We start from the raw sequence: 18,640 nt of genomic DNA, 5'->3' as shown, positions 1-18,640 counted from the left end.
ATGGGCAGCGCCTTCACCCCGGTGACGATCGGCCCCGTCACGCTCCGCAACCGCTTCATTCGTTCGGGCGCGAACGAGATGATGACCTATCGATCTCGGCCGACCCAGTCGCTGCTCGAGTTCCATCGTCGGCTGGCGGCGGGCGGGGTTGGCATGACGACGCTGGCTTATGTCGCGGTGTCGCCCGATGGGCGGACCTTCGCCAGCCAGGGCGTGCTGAACGCCGACAGCGTCGCCGACTATCGCGCGATCACCGACGCGGTTCACGCCGAAGGCGCGCTCGCCTCGGCCCAGATCACCCATGGCGGCAGCTTCGTGCAGCACAAGGAGCTGTCGACGCCCCGCGCGATGTCGTCTTCGGGCGGCATCGACAAGATGGGCGTGATGATGGGCCGCTTCTTCCAGCGGCAGATGAACCGCCGCGACATGGACCAGGTGCGCGACGAGTTCGTCGCCGCCGCACGCTGTGCGGTCGAAGCAGGCTTCGATGCGGTCGAGTTGCACATGGGGCATGGCTATCTGCTCAACCAATATATCTCGCCGCTGTCGAACAAGCGGCGCGACGATTATGGCGGCACCGCCGAGAAGCGCGCACGCTTTCCCGCCGAGGTGCTTGCAGCCGTGAAACAGGCGGTCGGCGATCGCATAGCTGTGCTGGCCAAGATCAATCTCTACGACGGCGCCAAGGGCGGTGCCACGGTCGAGGACGGAATCGTCACCGCCAGAGCGCTCGAAGCGGCGGGTGCGGACATGCTGGTGCTGTCGGGCGGGCGGAACATCGAGTCGAGCTATGTGATGTTCTCCAGCCCGCTGCCTTATGACGATCTGGCGCTGATGCAGCGCGGCTTCTTCGCCAAGCTGCAGTTCCGCCTGCTCAAGATGGCGACGCCCAAGACGGTGAAATTCTCCGAGCTTTATTTCCTCGATGCGGCACGCCGCGTGCGCGCGGCGGTCAGGTGCAAGCTCGGTTATCTGGGCGGCGTGCTGTCGCTCGATGGCGCGGAAAGGGCACTGGCCGAGAATTTCGACGCGGTCGTGATGGCGCGCTCGCTCGTCCACGATCCGGCGCTGGTGTCGAAGTGGCAGGCCGATGCCGCGCATCGCTCGGCCTGCGACGCCTGCAATCGCTGCGTGGCGGTAATGTACGGCCCGGCCGGCACCTATTGCACCCTGTCGGGCAACGCGATCGATCCCAAGCTCAACATAATATATGCTGGAGAGGAGCTCAACCATGCTGCTTAAGGACAAGGTGATCGTGATCAGCGGCGTCGGCCCCGGGATGGGTCAGTCGCTGGCGAAGATCGCAGCCGCGGAAGGCGCCAAGGTCGGTCTCGGAGCGCGCAACAAGGCGTTCCTCGACGAGGTGGTGGCCGAGATCAAGGCGAAGGGCGGCCAGGCGATCGCGCTCGCCACCGACGTGACCAAGGCCGACCAGTGCCAGGCGCTGGCCAAGGCGACCGCCGAGGCGTTCGGCCGCATCGATGGCCTCGTCAACTCGGCCTATATGCATGGCGAGTGGCTGCCGACCGACATGGCCGATGCCGAGGAATTCGCCGACGTGTTCAACGTCAACTGCGCCGGTGCGTTGCGCATGGCGCAGGCCTGCCTCGACGAGCTCAAGAAGTCCAAGGGCGCGATCGTCAACGTGTCGACCATGTCGACCGTCAATCCCTTCCCGGGCGAGGGCGCCTATTCCGCCGGCAAGGGCGGCATGAATGCGCTGACCCGCCACATGGCAAAGGACTTCGGGCGTCACGGCATCCGCGTCAACGTCACCCGCATGGGCTGGATCGGCGGCGCGCCGGTGTGGGGCCATATCGATCGCGAGGTCGCTGGCGGACGCGACCGCGACGAGGTGGTCGGTGAGATCACCGGCCGCATCCCGCTCGGCATCATCCCGCCCGAGGAGGATTGCGCAAAGGCCGTCCTGTTCATGGTCTCCGACTATTCCAAGGTGGTCAACGGGGCGTCGCTGGACGTCAACGGCGGCCAGTATATGGCGCCATGAGCGCAGGGGTGGATCGGGTCGCGCCGGGCGAGGTCTGGCGCGATTTCTGTCGCCGGCTTGAAAAGGCCGGCGACCTCGTCTTCAACGCCGAGGTTGCCGGCACGCCGATCGATCAGGCGGAGGGCTATCGCTATCTCTCGCGCCTGATGCGGATCGCGCTGGAGATGCATCTGGAGAATTCGGACACCGACTTTCCCGGCTTCTACCAGGCGTCGCACCCGACCGCGAAGATCGGTGCGGATAATCCCGACAATCTCTATCTGAACGCCTCGATCAGCGGCGGGCGGCGCTATCGCATCACCGGCAAGCGCGGCACGGTGCCGATCCTCAGCTTCGGCTCCAAGGCGAACCGCTATGCGGTCGACGGCACCATGGCGTCGACCGGCGAGATCGATTCCGCCGATATGGTGTTCGAAGCCGATGGCAGCTTCGAGATCATCGCGTCGAAGGAGAAAGCGAACGGCAACTGGCTGCCGCTGGCCGACGACACGTCGATGCTGCTGGTTCGCCAGACCTTCCTCGACCGCGACAATGAGCAGCCGGCGACGGTGAAGATCGAGGCGATCGATCCGCCCCGCGCGACGCCCGAGCCGCTGAGCCTGCCCAAGCTGGAGCAGAGCTTCGGCAAGGCGGTGGCCTTCGTCGAGGGAACGGCGAAGACCTTCCTGCACTGGGCCGACCTGTTCAAGAAGGAGCAGCTCAACCAGCTGGCGACGACCGACCAGACGATGTTCTTCAAGGCCGGCGGGGATCCGACGATCTTCTATCTGCACGGCTATTGGAAGCTCGAGCCGGGCGAGGCTCTGGTCATCGAGACGCCGGTGCCCGACTGCACCTTCTGGAACTTCCAGCTCGACAATATCTGGATGGAATCGCTCGATTACCGTTTCCACCGCGTCCATGTGAACAAGCACAGCGCGAAGACCAACCCGGACGGATCGGTGACGATCATCGTCGCCGAGCGCGATCCCGGCCATGGCAATTGGGTGGACACGGCCGGGCACGAACATGGAACGATGCTGCTGCGCTGGACCGGCGCCAAGGAGCATCCGGTCCCGAAGACCAAGGTGGTGAGGTTAGATGGCTGATCTTGAAGAGCGTATCGCAAGGCTGGAGGCGGAAAGCGACATCCGCCGGCTGAAGGCCCGTTATCTCAATGCGTGCGATGCGAAGGACGTGGATGCCATCCGCGCCTGCTTCACCCCCGATGCCGAACTCGATTACCAGCCCGTCGGGAAATTCGGTCCCGACGGGCTGATCGAGGCCTTCACGCAGATTGCGCTGCACAGCCCGATCGTCGACGTGCACCAGATCCACAATGGCGAGATCGAGGTCATCGACGCCGACACCGCAAAGGCGCGCTGGAGCCTGGGTTTCTCGACCTACGACCCGCGCGACGGCAGCTTCCGCCTGATCGGCAGCTTCTATCATGACGAATATGTCCGCACGCCGGAGGGCTGGCGCGTGTCGAAATCCCGGCATGAGCCGCGCACCATCATGGACGGCAAACTGGGTGAGGCCGGCGTGACCGCACGGTCGATCCTCGCATGAGCGGCCTGCGCGAAGAAGCCCGCGCCTGGCTCTCTCGGGCGCTCGACGGTCCCTTTGCCGACATTCGCGGGATCGCGGATCTGTCGAGCGAATATGATCGCCGCAAGCAGTGGGAAATCGCGCTGGGCGAGGCGGGGCTGGGCGCGGTCGGCTGGCCGGTCGAATATGGCGGTCGCGGCGCTACCATCGCCGAGCAGGTCGCGGTCGCCGAGGAATATGCACGCCTGCACGCACCGCCGCGCATCGCCCATGTCGGGGTCGAACTGGCGGGGCCGACGATCATCGCCTTCGGGACCGAGGCGCAGAAGACAAAGTTCCTGCCTGGCATCGTGTCGGGCCGCGAACTTTGGGCGCAGGGCTATTCCGAACCCAATGCCGGGTCCGATCTCGCCAATGTCCGCACAAAGGCACGGCTGGAGGGCGGTCGCTGGGTCATCGACGGCCAGAAGATCTGGACCTCGCTCGGCATGATCGCCGACTGGGCCTTCGTCGTCGCGCGCAGTGAGGAGGGCAGCCGGGGGCCCAAGGGCCTCGTCTATCTGCTCGTGCCGCTCGATCAGCCGGGCATCGTCCGCCGGCCGATCCGCCAGATGACGGGCGAGGCCGAGTTCGCCGAGCTGTTCTTCGATGGCGCGGTGACCGACGCCGACAACATCGTCGGGGCGCCGGGGCAGGGCTGGCAGATCGCCATGGCGACGCTCGGCTTCGAGCGTGGCGTGTCGACCGTCGTCCAGCAGATGCACTTCGCCAACGAACTGACGGCGCTGATCCGCCTCGCCCGCACCAATGGCGCCGATCGTGACCCATCGCTGCGCCGCCGGATCGCAGATGCCTGGATCGGGCTGGAGGTCATGCGCCATGGTCTCGTGCGGACGCTGTCGGACGAGGCGACCGAGGAACTGGGCGAGGAGGCGCTGACCTCTAAGCTCTATTGGTCGCGTTGGCACCGCGATCTCGGCGATCTGGCGATGGATGTTCAGGGCCTCTCGGGCGAGGTGGCGGAGGGCGATCATTATCGCTTCAACCAGCTGACCCATATGCATCTGGCGAGCCGTGCGGACACGATCTACGCCGGCTCGAGCCAGATCCAGCGCAACCTGATCGCAGAACGCGGCCTTGGTCTTCCCAGGGAACCACGTGGAGAGCTTTGACCGACCTTGTCAGGCGGAGCGGAGGATAGCCTCGCTCCGCCTTTTTTCGAATGCCCAATAGATATGTGACAACATTTCATTGACGCGCGAATGTGATGTTGTCACATGGCGCCGCCGGGGGCTGGTCGCATCGGTCCCCGCCGTGCAAGCCGATTGGGGGACATCATGTATTTCGCGTCACGCCGCCGTTATTCGCTCCGCGCCTTTGCAGTTGCCCTGGCTACCGTCAGCGCTCCGGCCTTTGCGGAGGATGCCGGGGGCGACGCCTTTGGTGAGGAGACGGAGCAGCACATCACCGTCAATGGCGTGCGTCAGCCCTATCGTGGCGATTTCACCCTGGCCGAGATTCCGCAGTCCATTGCCAGTATCAAGGCGGAGACGTTGGAGGCGAACGTCATATTGCGGCTCACCGACGCGCTCGACCTCAACGCGTCGGTGTCGCGACAGAATACGCTCGGCGGTCTGTGGGATTCCTTTGCGGTGCGGGGCTTCGCGGGCGACGAGAATCTTCCGACCGGATATCTGGTGAACGGATTCAACGGTGGCCGGGGCTTCGGCGGCCAGCGCGACGTGGCTGGCATCGAGAGCGTCGAGGTTCTGAAGGGGCCTGCGGCGGCGCTGCTGGGGCGGGGCGAGCCGGGCGGCACCGTCAACCTTGTGACGAAGCAGGCCGAGATAGGCCGAAGCTTCGGCACCATGGCGCTCCAATATGGCAGCTTCGACCGCTTTCGCGGCGAAGCCGATGCCAATGTCGCGCTCTCGGGCAATCTGACGGCGCGGTTGATCGGCTATGCGGAAAAGAAGGAGTCCTTCCGCGATACCGTCGAGGAGAAGCGCTGGGGCTTCCTCCCCTCGATCGGCCTTGCGCTCGGCGAGCGCACCCGTCTCACCTATGATTTCGAATGGACCAGGGTCGAGGTGCCATTCGATCGCGGGATCGTCGTCCTCAACAACAATTTCAATACGGTTCCGCGCAGCCGCTTCCTTGGCGAGCCGGGCGACGGCGACACGGTGGCGAGGGCAACAGGCCATCAGTTGCGCCTGCAGCATGAGCTTAGCGACAACTGGAGCCTGCTGGTCGGCGCCAGCCTGCGCGACACGTTGCTGACGGGCACCTCGTCGGACGCGGAACTGGTGCCATCGCGCCAGAAGCTGTTCATCGACGGACAGTCGCTGTCGCGCCAGCGCCGGTCGCGCCGCTATGATTCGCGCCAATGGGTGGTCCGGGCCGAGCTGTCGGGCGAGTTCGAGACCGCGGGTCTCCGGCACCGCGTCCTGATCGGTGCGGATCATGACGTGTTCGAGAATGAACAGGACTTCCGGCGCTTCCGCCCGCCTGTCGTCACCGGCGCGACGACCGACCAGGCGGGCTATGTCATCGATATTCGCAACCCGGTCTATGGTCGCTTCGCTCTCCCCGTGCCCGCCCCGCTCAACGACCGGCTCGATGTCCAGCGTTCGACCGGCATCTTTGTCCAGGACCAGCTGAGCCTGACCGACCGGCTGCAGCTCCGCATCGGCGGGCGCTATGATGATTTCCGCCTGCGCACCGACAATCGTCTGACCGGCATCGACACTCGCCGCAGCAAGGGGCGCTTCAGTCCCCAGGCGGGTATCGTCTATCGCCTATCCGATCCGCTGACGCTCTATGCGGCCTATGGCGAGGGCTTTCGCGCGAACATTGGCACCGATGTCGCGGGACGCATTTTCGACCCCGAGACGAGCCGCTCGATGGAAGCTGGGGTGAAGCTCTCGGCGCTCGGCGGACGCCTTACCGGAACGCTCGCGGTCTTCCAGCTCGAAAAGTCGAACGTGCTCGCCAGCGACACCAACAATCCGGGCTTCTCGGTCGCGATCGGAAAGGCGCGCAGCCGGGGTGTCGAGCTCGACCTGAACGGCCGCCTGCCGGGCGACATCGACCTGCTGCTGAGCTACGCCTATCTCGACGCCGAAGCGCGATCGAGCGTGCGCGACCCGAATTTCTCCTTCCAGATCCGGCCGGGCGATCCCCTCATCAACATTCCGGATCATAGTCTGAACATTCAGTTGTCCAAGCGTTTCGCGATCGCGGGCAGGGAGGCGCAATTGGGTGCTGGCGTTCACTATGTCGGCGAGCGTTCGGGCGAGACGGGGACGGCCTTCACCCTGCCGTCGCACACGCTGTTCCGACTGTTCGGCGATGTGGAGCTTCGTGAAGGCATCGATCTTTTCGCTTCGGTGCAGAATCTGTTCGACACTAAATGGTATGCCAACAGCTATTCGCCCCTGTGGGTGCAGCCGGGCGCTCCCCGCACCGCTACGGTCGGAGTGCGGGCCAGCTTCTGATACGCTGGGCATTTCCGGTTGTTCTCACATTGGCTGCCGCATCTGCGCTATTCGCAACGCAGACGGCGGTCATCGTGACACCTCCGCTCCCGTAGCCGCTGTGGTGATCGGGGGCAGGCGAGCAGCCGGCGGAGCGGCGGACATATGCCTGTTTTGGGCGCCCGGATCGCCCGATGGCGCGCCGGTCATCCGGTCAGACGCCCCCCATCCGGCAAGCCCAGGATCGACTCAGCGCGCCAGATAGCCGCCGTCGACAGCGAGCGGATGGCCGGTGATGAAGCTCGCCTTGTCCGAGGCCAGGAAGACCACCGCGTCGGCGATTTCTTCGGCGCGGCCCATGCGGTTCATCGGATGCATCTGCGCCATGAAGGCCCGGCTCTGGTCGCTCAGGCCCTCGGCCTCGGTCATCGGCGTACTGATTGCGCCGGGGCAGACGCAGTTCACGCGGATGCCCTCGGCGGCATAGCGCATTGCCGCCGAGCGGGTAAGGCCGACGACGGCATGCTTGCTGCCGCAATAGCCGGCCCCGGCCAGGCCGACCATGCCGGCAACCGACGCGGTGTTGACGATCGAGCCGGAGCCCTGCTTAGCCATATGGCGCAGTTCGGCCGCCATGCAGAGCATGACGCCGCGCTGGTTGACCGCGACGACCTTGTCATAGAGGTCCACCGACTCCCAAGGGGTCGTATAATCCTCCAGCGACACGCCGGCATTGTTGAAGGCGATGTCGAGCCGGCCCCATTTGGCGACCACGCCATCGACGGCTGCCTCGACTGCCGCCTGGTCGGTGACATCCAGCGCGATCGAATAGGCCTTGCCGCCGGCCGCCACGATGGTCGCGACGGTTTCGGACGGGTCCTTGAGATCGGCGACCGCCACCTTCGCGCCCTCGGCAGCGAAGGCGATCGCGGTGGCCGCGCCGATCCCGCCCGCGCCGCCCGTGACGAAGGCTATGCGGTTCTCTAGCAATCCTGCCATGGCGTATCCCCTCTTGTTTATCAGACGATTTCGAACAGCCCGGCGGCGCCCATGCCCCCTGCGATGCACATCGACACGACGGCGTAGCGGACGCCGCGACGGCGGCCCTCGATCAGCGCGTGGCCGACGAGGCGCGAACCGGTCATGCCGAACGGGTGGCCCAGCGCGATGCCGCCGCCGTCGACGTTGAGCTTCGCCGGATCGATGCCGAGCTTGTCGCGGCAGTAGAGCAGCTGGCTGGCGAAGGCCTCGTTGATCTCCCACAGGCCGATATCGTCGACCTTGAGGCCGGCGCGGTCGAGCAGCTTCGGAATGGCGAAGACCGGGCCGATGCCCATCTCCTCGGGCGCGCAGGCCGCGACCTGCATGCCGCGATAGATGCCCAGGATCGGCAGGCCTTCCTTCTCGGCGAGCGCGCGCGACATCACGACCTGCGCGGAGGCGCCGTCCGACAGCTGGCTGGCGTTGCCGGCGGTGATGTGGCGGCCTTCCTTGATGATTGCGCCGTCCTTATAGACGGGCTTCAGCGCGGCCAGACCTTCGGCGGTCGTGTCGGCGCGGATGCCTTCGTCACGGTCGAGCACGACGTCCTGATGGCCGGCTGCGGTGCCATCCTTCTCGAACAGCGCCTTGCGCACCGCGATCGGAACGATCTCGTCGGCGAAGCGGCCCTCGGCCAGCGCGGCTGCAGCGCGCTGCTGGCTCTCGGCCGAGAAGGCATCCTGAGCCTCGCGTGAGATCCCATAGCGTTCGGCGACGATCTCGGCGGTCTCGATCATCGGGATATAGGCATGCGGTTCGGCGGCGATCACCGCTTCCGAGCGGTTGCGATAGGTCGAGGCATATTTGGTCAGCGTCAGGCTGATCGATTCCACGCCGCCGGCCACTGCCACGTCTATATCGTCGGCGATGATCGAGCGGGCGGCGAGCGCCACTGCCGTAAGGCCCGACCCGCATTTGCGGTCGAGCGCGAAGCCCGGTGCGTTGCGCAGACCCGAAGTCGCCGCCGTCAGCCGGCCGAGATTATAGCTCTGCGTACCCGACTGCGTGCCGACGCCGAGGAAGATATCCTCGACCCGGTCGGGATCGATCCCCGCCCGCTCGACGGCTGCGCGGACGACATGGCCCGACAGCACGGGGGCCTCGGTGTCGTTGAACGCGCCGCGATAGGCCCGGCCGATGCCGGTACGGGCGGTGGAAACGATAACGGCTTCACGCATTGGGCATACCTTCAAATCCGGTCATGTTGGTCGGGCCGAAAAAGGCCTTCATCGAGACGACCTTGCCAGCCTCGTTGAACTGGAACGTATCGATCACGTCGACCCGCATGCCGGGCTTGGCGAAGCCGACGTTGAATGCGAAGGCGGCGGTGTCGCCCGCAATGCGGACCGGGCCTTCGAGATTGAGCTTGGGCTTGCCCTGCATCGACGCGGTGTAGAAGGCACGGATCGCGTCATGGCCGACATGCGGCGGAGTGCCGACGGGGTCCTCGACGGTGGCGTTCTCGGCGAACAGGCCGACCACCATTTCGGGATCGCAGGCGTCGAACGCCGCGACATAGGTTTCGACCGCACGGACCATATCTGCAGCATTGGGCATGTCAGCTCTCCGGATAATAGCGACTGATGGTGTCGACTGTGCAGGCCGGTTTCTCCGACCCTTCGAGTTCGATGGTAATCCGTACGATCGACTGGATCGAGCCCTTGATCTCCTCGACCTTCACGATCTCGCCGGTGCCGCGAATGCGCGAGCCGACGGGCACGGGGGCGAGGAAGCGGGTGCGGTCCATGCCGACGTTCACGCCGTGGCTGACGCGCTGGACTTCGATCAGCTGCGGCAGGAAGGCGTTGGCGAGGCTCAGCGTCAGATAGCCATGGGCGATCGTCTTGCCGAACGGGCCGGCTGCGGCGCGCTCCGGATCGACATGGATCCACTGGCGGTCCTCGGTCGCCTCGGCGAACTGGTCGATCCGCGACTGTTCGACGACCAGCCAGGGCGTCGGGCCGAGCTGGGTGCCCTCGGCGCCGAGCAGGTCGCGCGGCGAGGCGAAGATGCGGGTATCGGTCATGCGTGCTGGCTCGACACCGACAGAACTTCGCCGGTCATGTAGCTCGACAGGTCCGAGGCGAGGAAGATCATCACGTTCGCCACTTCCCACACCTCGGCGGGACGGCCGAAGGCCTCTCGCTTCGACAATTCGGCGAGCAGTTCGTCGGTCGTGACCTTGGCGAGGAAGGCGTGCATCGCGATCGACGGGGCAACCGCGTTGATCCGCACGCCATGCCGCGCCGCCTCGATCGCGGAGCAGCGCGTGAAGGCCATCACGCCGGCCTTGGCGGCGGCATAGTGCGACTGCCCCTCCTGCGCGCGCCAGCCGAGCACCGAGGCGTTGTTGACGACCGCTCCCTGGCCGCGCTCGTACATGTGCGGCAGGAAGGCGCGGCTCATGCGCATGACCGAGGTCAGGGTGACGTCGATGACGCGGCTCCACTCGTCGTCCTTCATGTCGACGACGCTCGCCGTGCCGCCGAGGCCGGCATTGTTGATCAGCACGTCGACATGGCCGAGTTCGGCGAGCGCCGCATCGCGCAGGGCAAGGACGTCCTCCTCGCGGGTGACGTCGCACAGCTTGACCGCCGGGCGCGTTCCGGTCGCCTCGGCGATCCGGTCGGCGGCCTCGTTGAGGCGGCGTTCGTGGAAGTCGCTCATCAACACCGTGGCGCCCTCTTCCGAGGCGCGCTTCGCGGCCGAGAAGCCGATGCCGGTGCCCGCGGCGGCGGTGACCACGACGGTCTTTCCGGCCAGCAGGTTGCGACCGGGTGGATAGGGGGGAACGCTGCGGCTCATGCGGTGACCTCGTCGATGATGGCGCGGGCGATGGCGTCGCGATGCTCGTCGATGCGATCGAGCAGCGTCGCCGAGGATCGGGCGCGTTTGAAGAAAAGATGGGCGTGATGTTCCCAGGTGTATCCGATGCCGCCGTGGAGCTGGATGCCGTCGGCGGCGCAGCGCAGATAGGCATCGCTGCAATAGGTGCGCGCGCCATGCGCGGCCTTGGCGAAATCCCCGCCGGCGTCGATCGCGCGGGCGGCCCAGTCGGCGGCGGAACGGGCGCTGTCGACCAGCAGCTTCATGTCGGCCATGCGATGCTTCATCGCCTGGAAGGAGCCTATCAGGCGACCGAACTGGACGCGCTGCATCGAATAGGCGACCGTTTCGTCGAGCGTGCGCGCGGCACCCCCGACCTGTTCGGATGCCAGCAGACCGGCGGCAGCGGTCCACGCCTCGCGCAGCGCGGCGCCGGCATTGGCGACAAACTCGCCATCGGCCAGCTCTACGCGATCGAAGCGCACGATCGCCATCGGGCGGGTGAGGTCGAGCGAGACGACCCGATCGACCGTCACGCCTGCCCGATCGGCGGGGATCGCGACCAGCCCGACATCGTCCCAGCCATTGCCGCCGCCGGTGGCGACGACCAGGATCGAGGCGGCGTGGCCGAAGGACACATAATGGGCCTCGCCGCTCAGCCGGCCGTCGACGATGCGCGGGCCGATGCCGTGGGGCAGGGCGCCGCCGCGCGCGTCGCGCAGGGCGAGGGTCGCGACCTCTCCCGAGGCAATCCGCCCGAGCAGCGGCTTGCGCATGTCCGCAGGAAAGGCGCGGGCGATGGTGCCGCCTGCGAGGACGACGCTCTCGAACCAGGGAATTGGCGCGAGCGTCCGGCCGAGTTCTTCGAGGATCAGTGCCTGTTCGATCGCGCCGAGGCCAATGCCGCCATCCTCTTCGGCGATGCCCAGGCCGGCGAAACCAAGCTCCTGTGCGAAGCCCAGCCAGAGCTCCTCGTCCCAGCCGGCTTGGCTGTCGATCGTCTTGCGCAGCCGCTCGAAATCGGCGCGATCGGCGAGATAGTCTCGCGCCGCCTCACGAATGGCGATCTGGTCTTCGGTCAGCGTCAGGGCCATCAGCCGGCTCCGTAAACGGGCTTGGCGGGCGCGCGGCCCGCGACGAGCGCTTCGACGACGGCACCGACTTCATCGGCGCGAAGGGCGCGGCCCGGATCGGCCGAGGTCGGCCCGTCGGTCCAGCCCTGAGCGATCCGGATGATGCCGCCGAACGGCTCGAACACCTGCCCGGTCACGCGTGCGGACGCTTCGCTCGCCAGCCAGGCGACGAGCGGCGCGGTGTTTTCGGGCGCATAGGGATCGAAGGCAGCCTCCTGCATCGACGTCATGGTGTCGGCAAAGGCGGTCATCGTCATGCGCGTGCGGGCATTGGGGGCGAGCGCATTGGCGGTGATGCCATAGCGCGCCAGTTCGGTTGCCTGCACCAGCGTCAGGGTGGCGATCCCGGCCTTGGCCGCCGAATAGGCGCTCTGGCCGACGCTGCCCTGGAGACCGGCGCCCGAGGTGGTGTTGACGATGCGTGCGGAGACCGGACGGCCCGCCTTCTGCTCCGCGCGCCAATGGTCGACCGCATGGCGGCTAAGGCAGAAATGGCCGCGCAGATGGACGCGGGTGACCGCGTCCCATTCCTCGGGCGTCGCCGAGACGAACATGCGGTCGCGGACGAAGCCGGCGTTGTTCACCACCGCATGGAGCTTGCCGAAGGCGTCGATCGCCTTGCGCACCGTTTCGCGCGTCGCTTCCCAGTCGGCGACGTCGGCCGTGTCGGCGATTGCCTCGCCGCCGGCCGCGCGGATCTCGTCGACGACCTTCTCGGCAGCGCCCTTGGTTTCGCCGGCTTCGCCATGGGTACCGACGCCCAGATCATTGACGATCACTTTGGCGCCCTCGGCGGCAAGCCCGAGCGCATAGGCGCGGCCCAGGCCGCCCCCGGCACCCGTGACGATCACGACCCGTCCTTCGCAAATCCCCATTAGCGTCTTCCTCTCAATTGGCGCGCGACAGGCGCACGGCACGGGCGCCACCCGCAGGGCGGCGGCGATCCGGTTCGGGCGCGGTCAGCGCTTCGCATTCGGTCAGTTCGGCGAGCGAGCGACGGGCGAGGCGGACATATTCGCCATCCTCCTCCATCCGCCACATCACCTTGTCGGCATCGATCGTCCGCACCGCCTGCGCCGGATTGCCGGCCAGCAGCGTGCGCTCGGCCGCCCGCATCCCCGATTTCACCAGGCTGAGCGCCGCGACGAGCGACTCGTCACCGATCTCCGCGCCGTCGAGGACGACTGCGTTCATCCCCACCAGCACATGTCGCCCCAGCGTGCAGCCGTGCAGGATCGCGCCATGTGCGACGGTGCAGCCATAGCCGACGATGCAGTCGGTCTCGGCCGAACTGTGCAGCGTGGCATTGTCCTGGATCGAGGCATTGCCCTCGACCATTATGCGTCCGAAATCCCCCCGCAGCGACGCGCCCGGGCCGATATAGCAGCCCGGACCGACGATCACGTCGCCGATCAGCGACGCGGTGGGATGGAGGAAGGCGCCGGGGTCGACCACCGGCACCGATCCCTCGAACGCATAGACCGGCATCACCCCAGCCGTTCGATGATGGTGACGTTGGCGAGGCCGCCGCCCTCGCACATCGTCTGCAGGCCGAAGCGGCCGCCGCGACGCTCGAGCTCGTAGAGCAGGGTCGTCATCAGCTTGGCACCGGTCGCGCCGAGCGGATGGCCGAGCGCAATGGCGCCGCCATTGACGTTGACCTTCGACAGGTCAGCGCCGAGATCCTTGGCCCAGGCCAGCGCGACGCTGGCAAAGGCCTCGTTGATCTCGACCAGGTCGATGTCCGACAACTTGAGCCCTGTCTTTTCGAGCGCATGGCGCGTGGCGGGAATCGGCGCGGTGAGCATCATGATGGGGCTGTCGCCGCGCACCGTCAGATGATGGATGCGCGCGCGCGGCTTCAGGCCATGGTCCTTCACGGCCTGCTCGCTCGCGATCAGCACGGCTGCGGCACCATCGGCGATCTGGCTCGATACGCCGGCGGTGATCCGGCCGCCCTCGCGGACCGGCTTGAGGTTGGCGAGGCCCGCGAGCGTGGTGCCCCGGCGAACCGTCTCGTCAGCGGCCAGACCGCCGACTGCGACGGTCTCCGCAGCGAAGCGGCCGCTGTCGATCGCGTCTTCGGCGCGGCGGTTGCTCTCGGCGGCGAACACTTCCATGTCCTCGCGGCTGATGTCCCACTGCTGCGCGATCTTCTCGGCGGCGTAGATCTGGTTGACCTCTTCCTGGCCATAGCGGGCGGCCCAGGCAGGCGAGGTGGAGAAGGGAGTCTCGAAGCCGAAGGCCTGGCCGGCGATCATCGCGGCCGAGATCGGGATCGCATTCATGTTCTGCACGCCGCCCGCGACGATCAGGTCCTGCGTGCCCGACAGCACCGCCTGTGCCGCGAAGTGGATCGCCTGCTGCGACGAGCCGCACTGGCGGTCGATGGTGACGCCCGGCACTGCTTCGGGATAGCCGGCGGCGAGCCAGCAACTGCGGCCCATATTGCCGGCCTGCGGACCGATGGCGTCGACGCAGCCCCAGATCACGTCGTCCACCGCGTTCGGATCGATGCCGGTGCGCTTGACGATCTCCTGGATCGGGATCGCGCCCAGATCGGCCGGATGCCAGCCCGCGAGCGTGCCCTTCTTCTTGCCGGTCGGGGTCCGGATCGCATCGACGATATAGGCTTCAGCCATGGTGCAGCTCGCTTTCGAAAGTCATGTCGGGCCCGATCGCCATGCCGCCGTCGATCACGGCCGCCTCGATCCGGCGCTGGTGGAAGGCGCGATCGCCCCAGGCGCCGGCGAGCGCCCAGCAGCGCTTCATCCAGAAATGGAGATCGACCTCATAGGTATAGCCCATCGCGCCATGGACCTGGATCGCGGTCTCGGCGCTCAGCATCGCCGCGTCGGTCGCCGCGATCTTGGCGTGACTGACGTGGATCGGCGTCCGCGCATGCTCGTTCTGCGCCGCGAAGGCCGCGCGCAGGACGACGGGGCGGGCGAATTCCAGCTTGACCGCAACGGTCGCCAGATGATGCTTGATCGCCTGGAACTGGCCGATCTGCTGGCCGAACTGCTCGCGCGTCTTGGCATAGTCGGTCGCGAGGTCGAGCATCCGCTCGGCAGCGCCTATCAGCTGTGCAGCCGAGATCAGCGCGGCCCGGTCGAGCAGCGCGTCATCCTCGGGGCTCGGAGGGGCCGCGAACAGGCGGCGGAGCGGATCGACCGTTTCCATCGGCGTGCCGGCCTCCGGGGCCGGCTTGGCGATACCGCCCGCATAGAGCAGGCCCGCCTGGTCGAGATCGGCAATCCACGGATTGATCGGGTGGCCCAGCGCCACCTTGAGGCTGCCTGCCGCGACGTCGGCCTGCTGTGTTTCGTCGAGCAGCGGCACGGCCACGAGGGCGCTGTCGGCGAGCGGCTCGGAGACGTTGGCGCGGCCGAGCTCGATCGCGATCAGCGCGGCTTCGACCAGCCCCATGCCGAGGCCGCCCTGGGCTTCGGGCACGAGCAGACCGGTCAGGCCCATGCCGACGAGGCCGTCCCAGATGGCGGGATCGCGATTGCCGTCGGCGTCGAGGCGGCGCAGCACCTCGGGGCCATGTTCGCCGCTCAGATAGTCGCGGATCGCCTCGCGGAGGTCGATCTGGTCCTGGGTAAGACGGAAATCCATGTGGCCGTCCCCCTCAGCGCGGCAGGCCGAGCAGGCGCTCGGCGATGATGTTGCGCTGGATCTCGTTCGATCCCGCGTAGATCGGACCGGAGAGCGAGAAGATATAGCCCTCCAGCCAGCTATTCTCGCTGCCATTGGCGAGCGAGCGCAGTTCGGCCCCGGCGCCGAGCAGGCTCATCGCCGCGCGATGCGCCGCCCGGTCGAGCTCCGACCAGAAGATCTTGTTGAGACTGGCTTCCGCGCCAATATGCCCGCCCGCCATGACCGTCGCCGCGACCGAATAGGTGTTGAGCGTATAGGCCTCGGCATCCTGCCAGGCCTGCAGTACGGCCTCGCGCGCCTGGGGCGACGCGGTGTCGCGATGCTGACGATAGAGCTCGACGAGCCGCTTCGCCATCGCCTGGAAGCGGGCGGGCGAGCGCAGCATCAGGCCGCGTTCGAAGCCGGCGGTCGCCATGGCGACGTTCCAGCCTTCGCCTTCGCCCGCGATGCGGTTCGCCACCGGCACGCACACTTCGTCGAAGAAGAGCTCGGCGAAGCCCGGCTCGCCATGCAGCTGGCGGATCGGGCGGCGGGTGACGCCCGGGCTGTTGAGGTCGAACAGGATGAAGGACAGGCCCTTGTGCCGCTTCGAGTCCGGATCGGTCCGGAACAGGCCGAAGCCCCAATCGGCGAAGGAGGCGCGGCTCGACCAGGTCTTCTGGCCGGTGACGACATAGTGGTCGCCGTCACGGACCGCGACAGTGCGGATCGCCGCCATGTCGGATCCGGCATTGGGTTCGGACCAGGCCTGCGCCCACATCAGTTCGCCCTTCGCCATCGGCGTCAGGAAGCGGGCCTTCTGCTCATCGGTGCCATATTCCATGATCGTCGGGCCGAGCAGGAATATGCCGTTCTGGTTCGCGCGCAGCGGTGCGCCCGCGCCCCAATATTCCTCTTCGAAGATCAGCCAGCGGATCAGGTCGAGTCCGCGCCCGCCATAGGCTTCGGGCCAGGTGACCATGCCCCAATTGCCCGAGGCTAGCTTGCGCTCCCACTCGACATGCTGGTCATAGCCTTCGCGGCCTTCGAGCGTCTTGAGCGGCTGCGCGGGCACATGGGCGCGCATCCAGGCGCGGACTTCGGCGCGGAACGCCTGCTGTTCGGTCGTGTAGGTCAGGTCCATGGTCAGAAGGTCGCCGCCTTGCCGGTCTCGACGAAGGCGTCGCGCGCCTTCTGCGAGTCCTCGTGCATGTACATTTCCAGGGTGAAGCCCTGCTCGAAGCGATAGCCATGGTCGACGTCGCGCGGCTCTAGGCCGTTGAGCGCCTCCTTGGCGATCACCAGCGCCTTGCGGCTTTTCGACGCGACGACCGCGCAGAAGGCGCGCGCCTCCTCAACCAGCGCCTCGCGCGGCACGACCTTCTCGACCGCGCCCAGGCGATGCATCTCGGCGGCGGGGATGTTTCCGCCGGTGAAGAAGGCCGCGCGCACCTTGTGCAGCGGCAGCATGCGCGACAGATGGCTGGCGCCGCCCATAGCGCCGCGATCGACCTCGGGCAGCGAGAAATAGGCGTCTTCGGCGGCAAAGATCGTGTCCGACGCACCGCAAATGCCGATGCCGCCGCCGATCACGAATTTGTGGACGGCGACCACCACCGGCACCTCGCAGTCGCGGACCGCCTTGAAGGTCAGGTAATTGCCCCGGTTAAGGACGGTGATCCGCTCGGGATGGGCCTGCATCTCCTTGATGTCGACGCCGCCGCAGAAGCCGCGCGCGGTTTCGGCGGCGCGGATCAGGACGACGTTGACCTCCGGGTTGCGGCCGGCCTCGGTCACCATCGCGGGGATGCTGTTCCAGGTGGTGCTGTCGAAGGCGTTGACCGGGGGAACGTCGAAGACGATCTCGGCGATCCGGTCCTTGATGGTGGTCGTGATCGGCATCAGCGGGCTCCGGAGGAGAGGGAGGCGAGCGCGGCCAGTCTCTGGTGCGCTTCGGCCATGGTGGATTCGATAAGCTGTTCGCAGGTCGGCAGGTCGCCGAGCCGACCGGCGACGACGCCCGTCGCCATCAGCCCGCCATCGGCATCGCCGTCGACCACCGCGCGCTGGATCAGCATCGGCGCAGCGGCGGCCATCATCGCCTGGGGCAGGCTGAGCCCGCCATGGCTGGTCATGCCCTTGGCGGCCTTGAGCATGTCGGCATAGCTCGCTTTGGTCTGGCGCTTCATCTGCAGGCCGCTTTCCACCGCGCGGCGCCACAGGCCGATCCCGCTCGATCGCTCGATCCGGTCGAGCGCCTGGTTGCGGATCATCCGCTGCGGCAGGCCGTCGACCTTGGTCGAGACGGTAATGTCGTCAGTCCCGGCCTTGACGTAGCGCGCCTTCACATTGTCGGGCGGCGCGCTTTCCTGGGTCATCAGGAAACGCGTACCCATCGCGATGCCCGCCGCCCCGAAGGCGAGCGCCGCAGCGAGGCCGCGACCGTCACCGAAGCCGCCCGCCGCGATCACCGGCACCTGCACGGCGTCAAGCACCTGCGGCAGCAGGATCGTCGTCGGCACCGAGCCGGTGTGGCCGCCGCCTTCGCCGCCCTGCACGGTGACCATGTCGACGCCCATCTGCACCATCTTCTGGGCATGTTTGGCGGCGCCGATCGTCGGCATGCAGAGGATGCCGGCTTCCTTGAAGCGGGCGATCATCTTCGCGTCGGGACCGCGCCCGAAGCTTACCGCCCGGACCTGCGGCGCGTTCTCCAGGATCGCCTCGACGATTTCGGCCGCGCCCGGCTGGAAGGAGTGGAAGTTGACGCCGAACGGCTTGTCGGTCCCGGCGCGCACCTCGGCAATCGCCTTGCGCGCCTCGTCAGGCGTCATCACCGCCGCCGCGAGGAAGCCGAAGGCGCCCGCGTTCGAGGTCGCGATGACGAGCGGCGGCGTGGCGACCCAGCCCATCGCCGTCTGGACGATGGGGTAACGGCAGCCGAGCAAGCGGGTGAGGGGGGTGTCGATCGGATCAGCCATGGC

The 18,640-nt window shown here is 67.0% G+C and carries 19 protein-coding genes; 6 read left to right on the top strand and 13 right to left on the bottom strand.

The features are described 5' to 3' along the window. The 6 genes from ACNI3R_RS01945 to ACNI3R_RS01920 all read left to right on the top strand — a co-directional run bounded on the left by ACNI3R_RS01945 (window position 1) and on the right by ACNI3R_RS01920 (window position 7,035). Entirely contained in the window at window positions 1–1,242 is a 1,242-nt protein-coding gene (locus ACNI3R_RS01945) for an NADH:flavin oxidoreductase (RefSeq protein WP_426179456.1), read from the top strand. Then, window positions 1,232–2,008: an SDR family oxidoreductase gene (locus ACNI3R_RS01940; RefSeq protein ID WP_426179454.1), complete on the top strand. Its 777-nt coding sequence runs from the start codon at window positions 1,232–1,234 to the stop codon at window positions 2,006–2,008. Before ACNI3R_RS01945 ends, ACNI3R_RS01940 begins: the two co-directional genes overlap by 11 nt. After that, entirely contained in the window at window positions 2,005–3,096 is a 1,092-nt protein-coding gene (locus ACNI3R_RS01935) for a DUF1214 domain-containing protein (protein ID WP_426179453.1), read from the top strand. Before ACNI3R_RS01940 ends, ACNI3R_RS01935 begins: the two co-directional genes overlap by 4 nt. Further along, a complete protein-coding gene (locus ACNI3R_RS01930) occupies window positions 3,089–3,559 on the top strand; it encodes a nuclear transport factor 2 family protein (protein WP_426179451.1) in 471 nt (156 codons plus the stop codon). Before ACNI3R_RS01935 ends, ACNI3R_RS01930 begins: the two co-directional genes overlap by 8 nt. Continuing rightward, a complete protein-coding gene (locus ACNI3R_RS01925; RefSeq protein ID WP_426179449.1) occupies window positions 3,556–4,710 on the top strand; it encodes an acyl-CoA dehydrogenase family protein in 1,155 nt (384 codons plus the stop codon). Before ACNI3R_RS01930 ends, ACNI3R_RS01925 begins: the two co-directional genes overlap by 4 nt. 165 nt (window positions 4,711–4,875) lie before the next feature. Then, on the top strand, window positions 4,876–7,035 hold the full coding sequence (locus ACNI3R_RS01920; RefSeq protein ID WP_426179447.1) for a TonB-dependent siderophore receptor: 2,160 nt from the start codon (window positions 4,876–4,878) through the stop codon (window positions 7,033–7,035). Between the two features lie 228 nt (window positions 7,036–7,263). On the opposite strand, the gene ACNI3R_RS01915 is transcribed toward ACNI3R_RS01920, so the two are convergent. From ACNI3R_RS01915 to ACNI3R_RS01855, 13 genes are read right to left on the bottom strand one after another with little or no spacing between them, the layout of a single operon-like run. Then, complete coding sequence (locus ACNI3R_RS01915) at window positions 7,264–8,013, bottom strand: SDR family oxidoreductase (RefSeq protein ID WP_426179445.1); 750 nt, start codon at window positions 8,011–8,013, stop codon at window positions 7,264–7,266. A 20-nt stretch (window positions 8,014–8,033) separates the two neighbouring features. Further along, on the bottom strand, window positions 8,034–9,233 hold the full coding sequence (locus tag ACNI3R_RS01910; RefSeq protein WP_426179443.1) for a thiolase family protein: 1,200 nt from the start codon (window positions 9,231–9,233) through the stop codon (window positions 8,034–8,036). After that, window positions 9,226–9,612, bottom strand: a complete 387-nt coding sequence (locus ACNI3R_RS01905) for a nuclear transport factor 2 family protein (protein ID WP_426179441.1) — start codon at window positions 9,610–9,612, stop codon at window positions 9,226–9,228. The genes ACNI3R_RS01910 and ACNI3R_RS01905 overlap by 8 nt, the downstream gene beginning before the upstream one ends. Window position 9,613: 1 nt before the next feature. Further along, window positions 9,614–10,081 (bottom strand): MaoC family dehydratase, encoded by a 468-nt coding sequence (locus ACNI3R_RS01900; RefSeq protein WP_426179439.1) that lies wholly within the window; start codon window positions 10,079–10,081, stop codon window positions 9,614–9,616. Then, window positions 10,078–10,860, bottom strand: coding sequence for an SDR family oxidoreductase (locus tag ACNI3R_RS01895; RefSeq protein WP_426179437.1), 783 nt, complete (start codon window positions 10,858–10,860; stop codon window positions 10,078–10,080). Before ACNI3R_RS01895 ends, ACNI3R_RS01900 begins: the two co-directional genes overlap by 4 nt. Next, entirely contained in the window at window positions 10,857–11,975 is a 1,119-nt protein-coding gene (locus ACNI3R_RS01890; protein ID WP_426179436.1) for an acyl-CoA dehydrogenase family protein, read from the bottom strand. Before ACNI3R_RS01890 ends, ACNI3R_RS01895 begins: the two co-directional genes overlap by 4 nt. Further along, window positions 11,975–12,889, bottom strand: a complete 915-nt coding sequence (locus ACNI3R_RS01885) for an SDR family oxidoreductase (RefSeq protein WP_426179435.1) — start codon at window positions 12,887–12,889, stop codon at window positions 11,975–11,977. The genes ACNI3R_RS01890 and ACNI3R_RS01885 overlap by 1 nt, the downstream gene beginning before the upstream one ends. Before the next feature lie 13 nt (window positions 12,890–12,902). Then, window positions 12,903–13,502 (bottom strand): gamma carbonic anhydrase family protein, encoded by a 600-nt coding sequence (locus tag ACNI3R_RS01880; RefSeq protein ID WP_426179433.1) that lies wholly within the window; start codon window positions 13,500–13,502, stop codon window positions 12,903–12,905. Continuing rightward, window positions 13,502–14,656, bottom strand: a complete 1,155-nt coding sequence (locus ACNI3R_RS01875; RefSeq protein ID WP_426179431.1) for an acetyl-CoA C-acetyltransferase — start codon at window positions 14,654–14,656, stop codon at window positions 13,502–13,504. The genes ACNI3R_RS01880 and ACNI3R_RS01875 overlap by 1 nt, the downstream gene beginning before the upstream one ends. After that, the gene (locus ACNI3R_RS01870; protein ID WP_426179429.1) at window positions 14,649–15,635 is read right to left on the bottom strand and encodes an acyl-CoA dehydrogenase family protein; all 987 of its coding nucleotides are present in this window, start codon (window positions 15,633–15,635) and stop codon (window positions 14,649–14,651) included. Before ACNI3R_RS01870 ends, ACNI3R_RS01875 begins: the two co-directional genes overlap by 8 nt. Window positions 15,636–15,648: 13 nt before the next feature. Beyond that, window positions 15,649–16,800 carry an acyl-CoA dehydrogenase family protein gene (locus ACNI3R_RS01865; protein WP_426179428.1) on the bottom strand — a complete coding sequence of 384 codons (1,152 nt, stop codon included), beginning with the start codon at window positions 16,798–16,800 and terminating at the stop codon, window positions 15,649–15,651. Between the two features lie 2 nt (window positions 16,801–16,802). Further along, complete coding sequence (locus tag ACNI3R_RS01860) at window positions 16,803–17,558, bottom strand: enoyl-CoA hydratase family protein (protein WP_426179426.1); 756 nt, start codon at window positions 17,556–17,558, stop codon at window positions 16,803–16,805. Next, complete coding sequence (locus ACNI3R_RS01855; protein ID WP_426179425.1) at window positions 17,558–18,637, bottom strand: NAD(P)H-dependent flavin oxidoreductase; 1,080 nt, start codon at window positions 18,635–18,637, stop codon at window positions 17,558–17,560. Before ACNI3R_RS01855 ends, ACNI3R_RS01860 begins: the two co-directional genes overlap by 1 nt. Between the last annotated feature and the right edge of the window lie 3 nt (window positions 18,638–18,640).

Source organism: Rhizorhabdus antheiae (assembly GCF_049889055.1).
In the GTDB taxonomy this organism is placed as follows: domain Bacteria; phylum Pseudomonadota; class Alphaproteobacteria; order Sphingomonadales; family Sphingomonadaceae; genus Rhizorhabdus.
Note: the sequence above shows the minus strand (reverse complement) of the source record. Positions and strands in the feature narration are given on the sequence as shown.

What these genes read in the sequence shown, in the direction of transcription:
- ACNI3R_RS01945 (WP_426179456.1), top strand. Translation starts at nt 1, where the DNA reads ATGGGCAGCGCCTTCACCCCGGTGACGATCGGCCCCGTCACGCTCCGC.
- ACNI3R_RS01940 (WP_426179454.1), top strand. Translation starts at nt 1,232, where the DNA reads ATGCTGCTTAAGGACAAGGTGATCGTGATCAGCGGCGTCGGCCCCGGG.
- ACNI3R_RS01935 (WP_426179453.1), top strand. Translation starts at nt 2,005, where the DNA reads ATGAGCGCAGGGGTGGATCGGGTCGCGCCGGGCGAGGTCTGGCGCGAT.
- ACNI3R_RS01930 (WP_426179451.1), top strand. Translation starts at nt 3,089, where the DNA reads ATGGCTGATCTTGAAGAGCGTATCGCAAGGCTGGAGGCGGAAAGCGAC.
- ACNI3R_RS01925 (WP_426179449.1), top strand. Translation starts at nt 3,556, where the DNA reads ATGAGCGGCCTGCGCGAAGAAGCCCGCGCCTGGCTCTCTCGGGCGCTC.
- ACNI3R_RS01920 (WP_426179447.1), top strand. Translation starts at nt 4,876, where the DNA reads ATGTATTTCGCGTCACGCCGCCGTTATTCGCTCCGCGCCTTTGCAGTT.
- ACNI3R_RS01915 (WP_426179445.1), bottom strand. Translation starts at nt 8,013, where the DNA reads ATGGCAGGATTGCTAGAGAACCGCATAGCCTTCGTCACGGGCGGCGCG.
- ACNI3R_RS01910 (WP_426179443.1), bottom strand. Translation starts at nt 9,233, where the DNA reads ATGCGTGAAGCCGTTATCGTTTCCACCGCCCGTACCGGCATCGGCCGG.
- ACNI3R_RS01905 (WP_426179441.1), bottom strand. Translation starts at nt 9,612, where the DNA reads ATGCCCAATGCTGCAGATATGGTCCGTGCGGTCGAAACCTATGTCGCG.
- ACNI3R_RS01900 (WP_426179439.1), bottom strand. Translation starts at nt 10,081, where the DNA reads ATGACCGATACCCGCATCTTCGCCTCGCCGCGCGACCTGCTCGGCGCC.
- ACNI3R_RS01895 (WP_426179437.1), bottom strand. Translation starts at nt 10,860, where the DNA reads ATGAGCCGCAGCGTTCCCCCCTATCCACCCGGTCGCAACCTGCTGGCC.
- ACNI3R_RS01890 (WP_426179436.1), bottom strand. Translation starts at nt 11,975, where the DNA reads ATGGCCCTGACGCTGACCGAAGACCAGATCGCCATTCGTGAGGCGGCG.
- ACNI3R_RS01885 (WP_426179435.1), bottom strand. Translation starts at nt 12,889, where the DNA reads ATGGGGATTTGCGAAGGACGGGTCGTGATCGTCACGGGTGCCGGGGGC.
- ACNI3R_RS01880 (WP_426179433.1), bottom strand. Translation starts at nt 13,502, where the DNA reads ATGCCGGTCTATGCGTTCGAGGGATCGGTGCCGGTGGTCGACCCCGGC.
- ACNI3R_RS01875 (WP_426179431.1), bottom strand. Translation starts at nt 14,656, where the DNA reads ATGGCTGAAGCCTATATCGTCGATGCGATCCGGACCCCGACCGGCAAG.
- ACNI3R_RS01870 (WP_426179429.1), bottom strand. Translation starts at nt 15,635, where the DNA reads ATGGATTTCCGTCTTACCCAGGACCAGATCGACCTCCGCGAGGCGATC.
- ACNI3R_RS01865 (WP_426179428.1), bottom strand. Translation starts at nt 16,800, where the DNA reads ATGGACCTGACCTACACGACCGAACAGCAGGCGTTCCGCGCCGAAGTC.
- ACNI3R_RS01860 (WP_426179426.1), bottom strand. Translation starts at nt 17,558, where the DNA reads ATGCCGATCACGACCACCATCAAGGACCGGATCGCCGAGATCGTCTTC.
- ACNI3R_RS01855 (WP_426179425.1), bottom strand. Translation starts at nt 18,637, where the DNA reads ATGGCTGATCCGATCGACACCCCCCTCACCCGCTTGCTCGGCTGCCGT.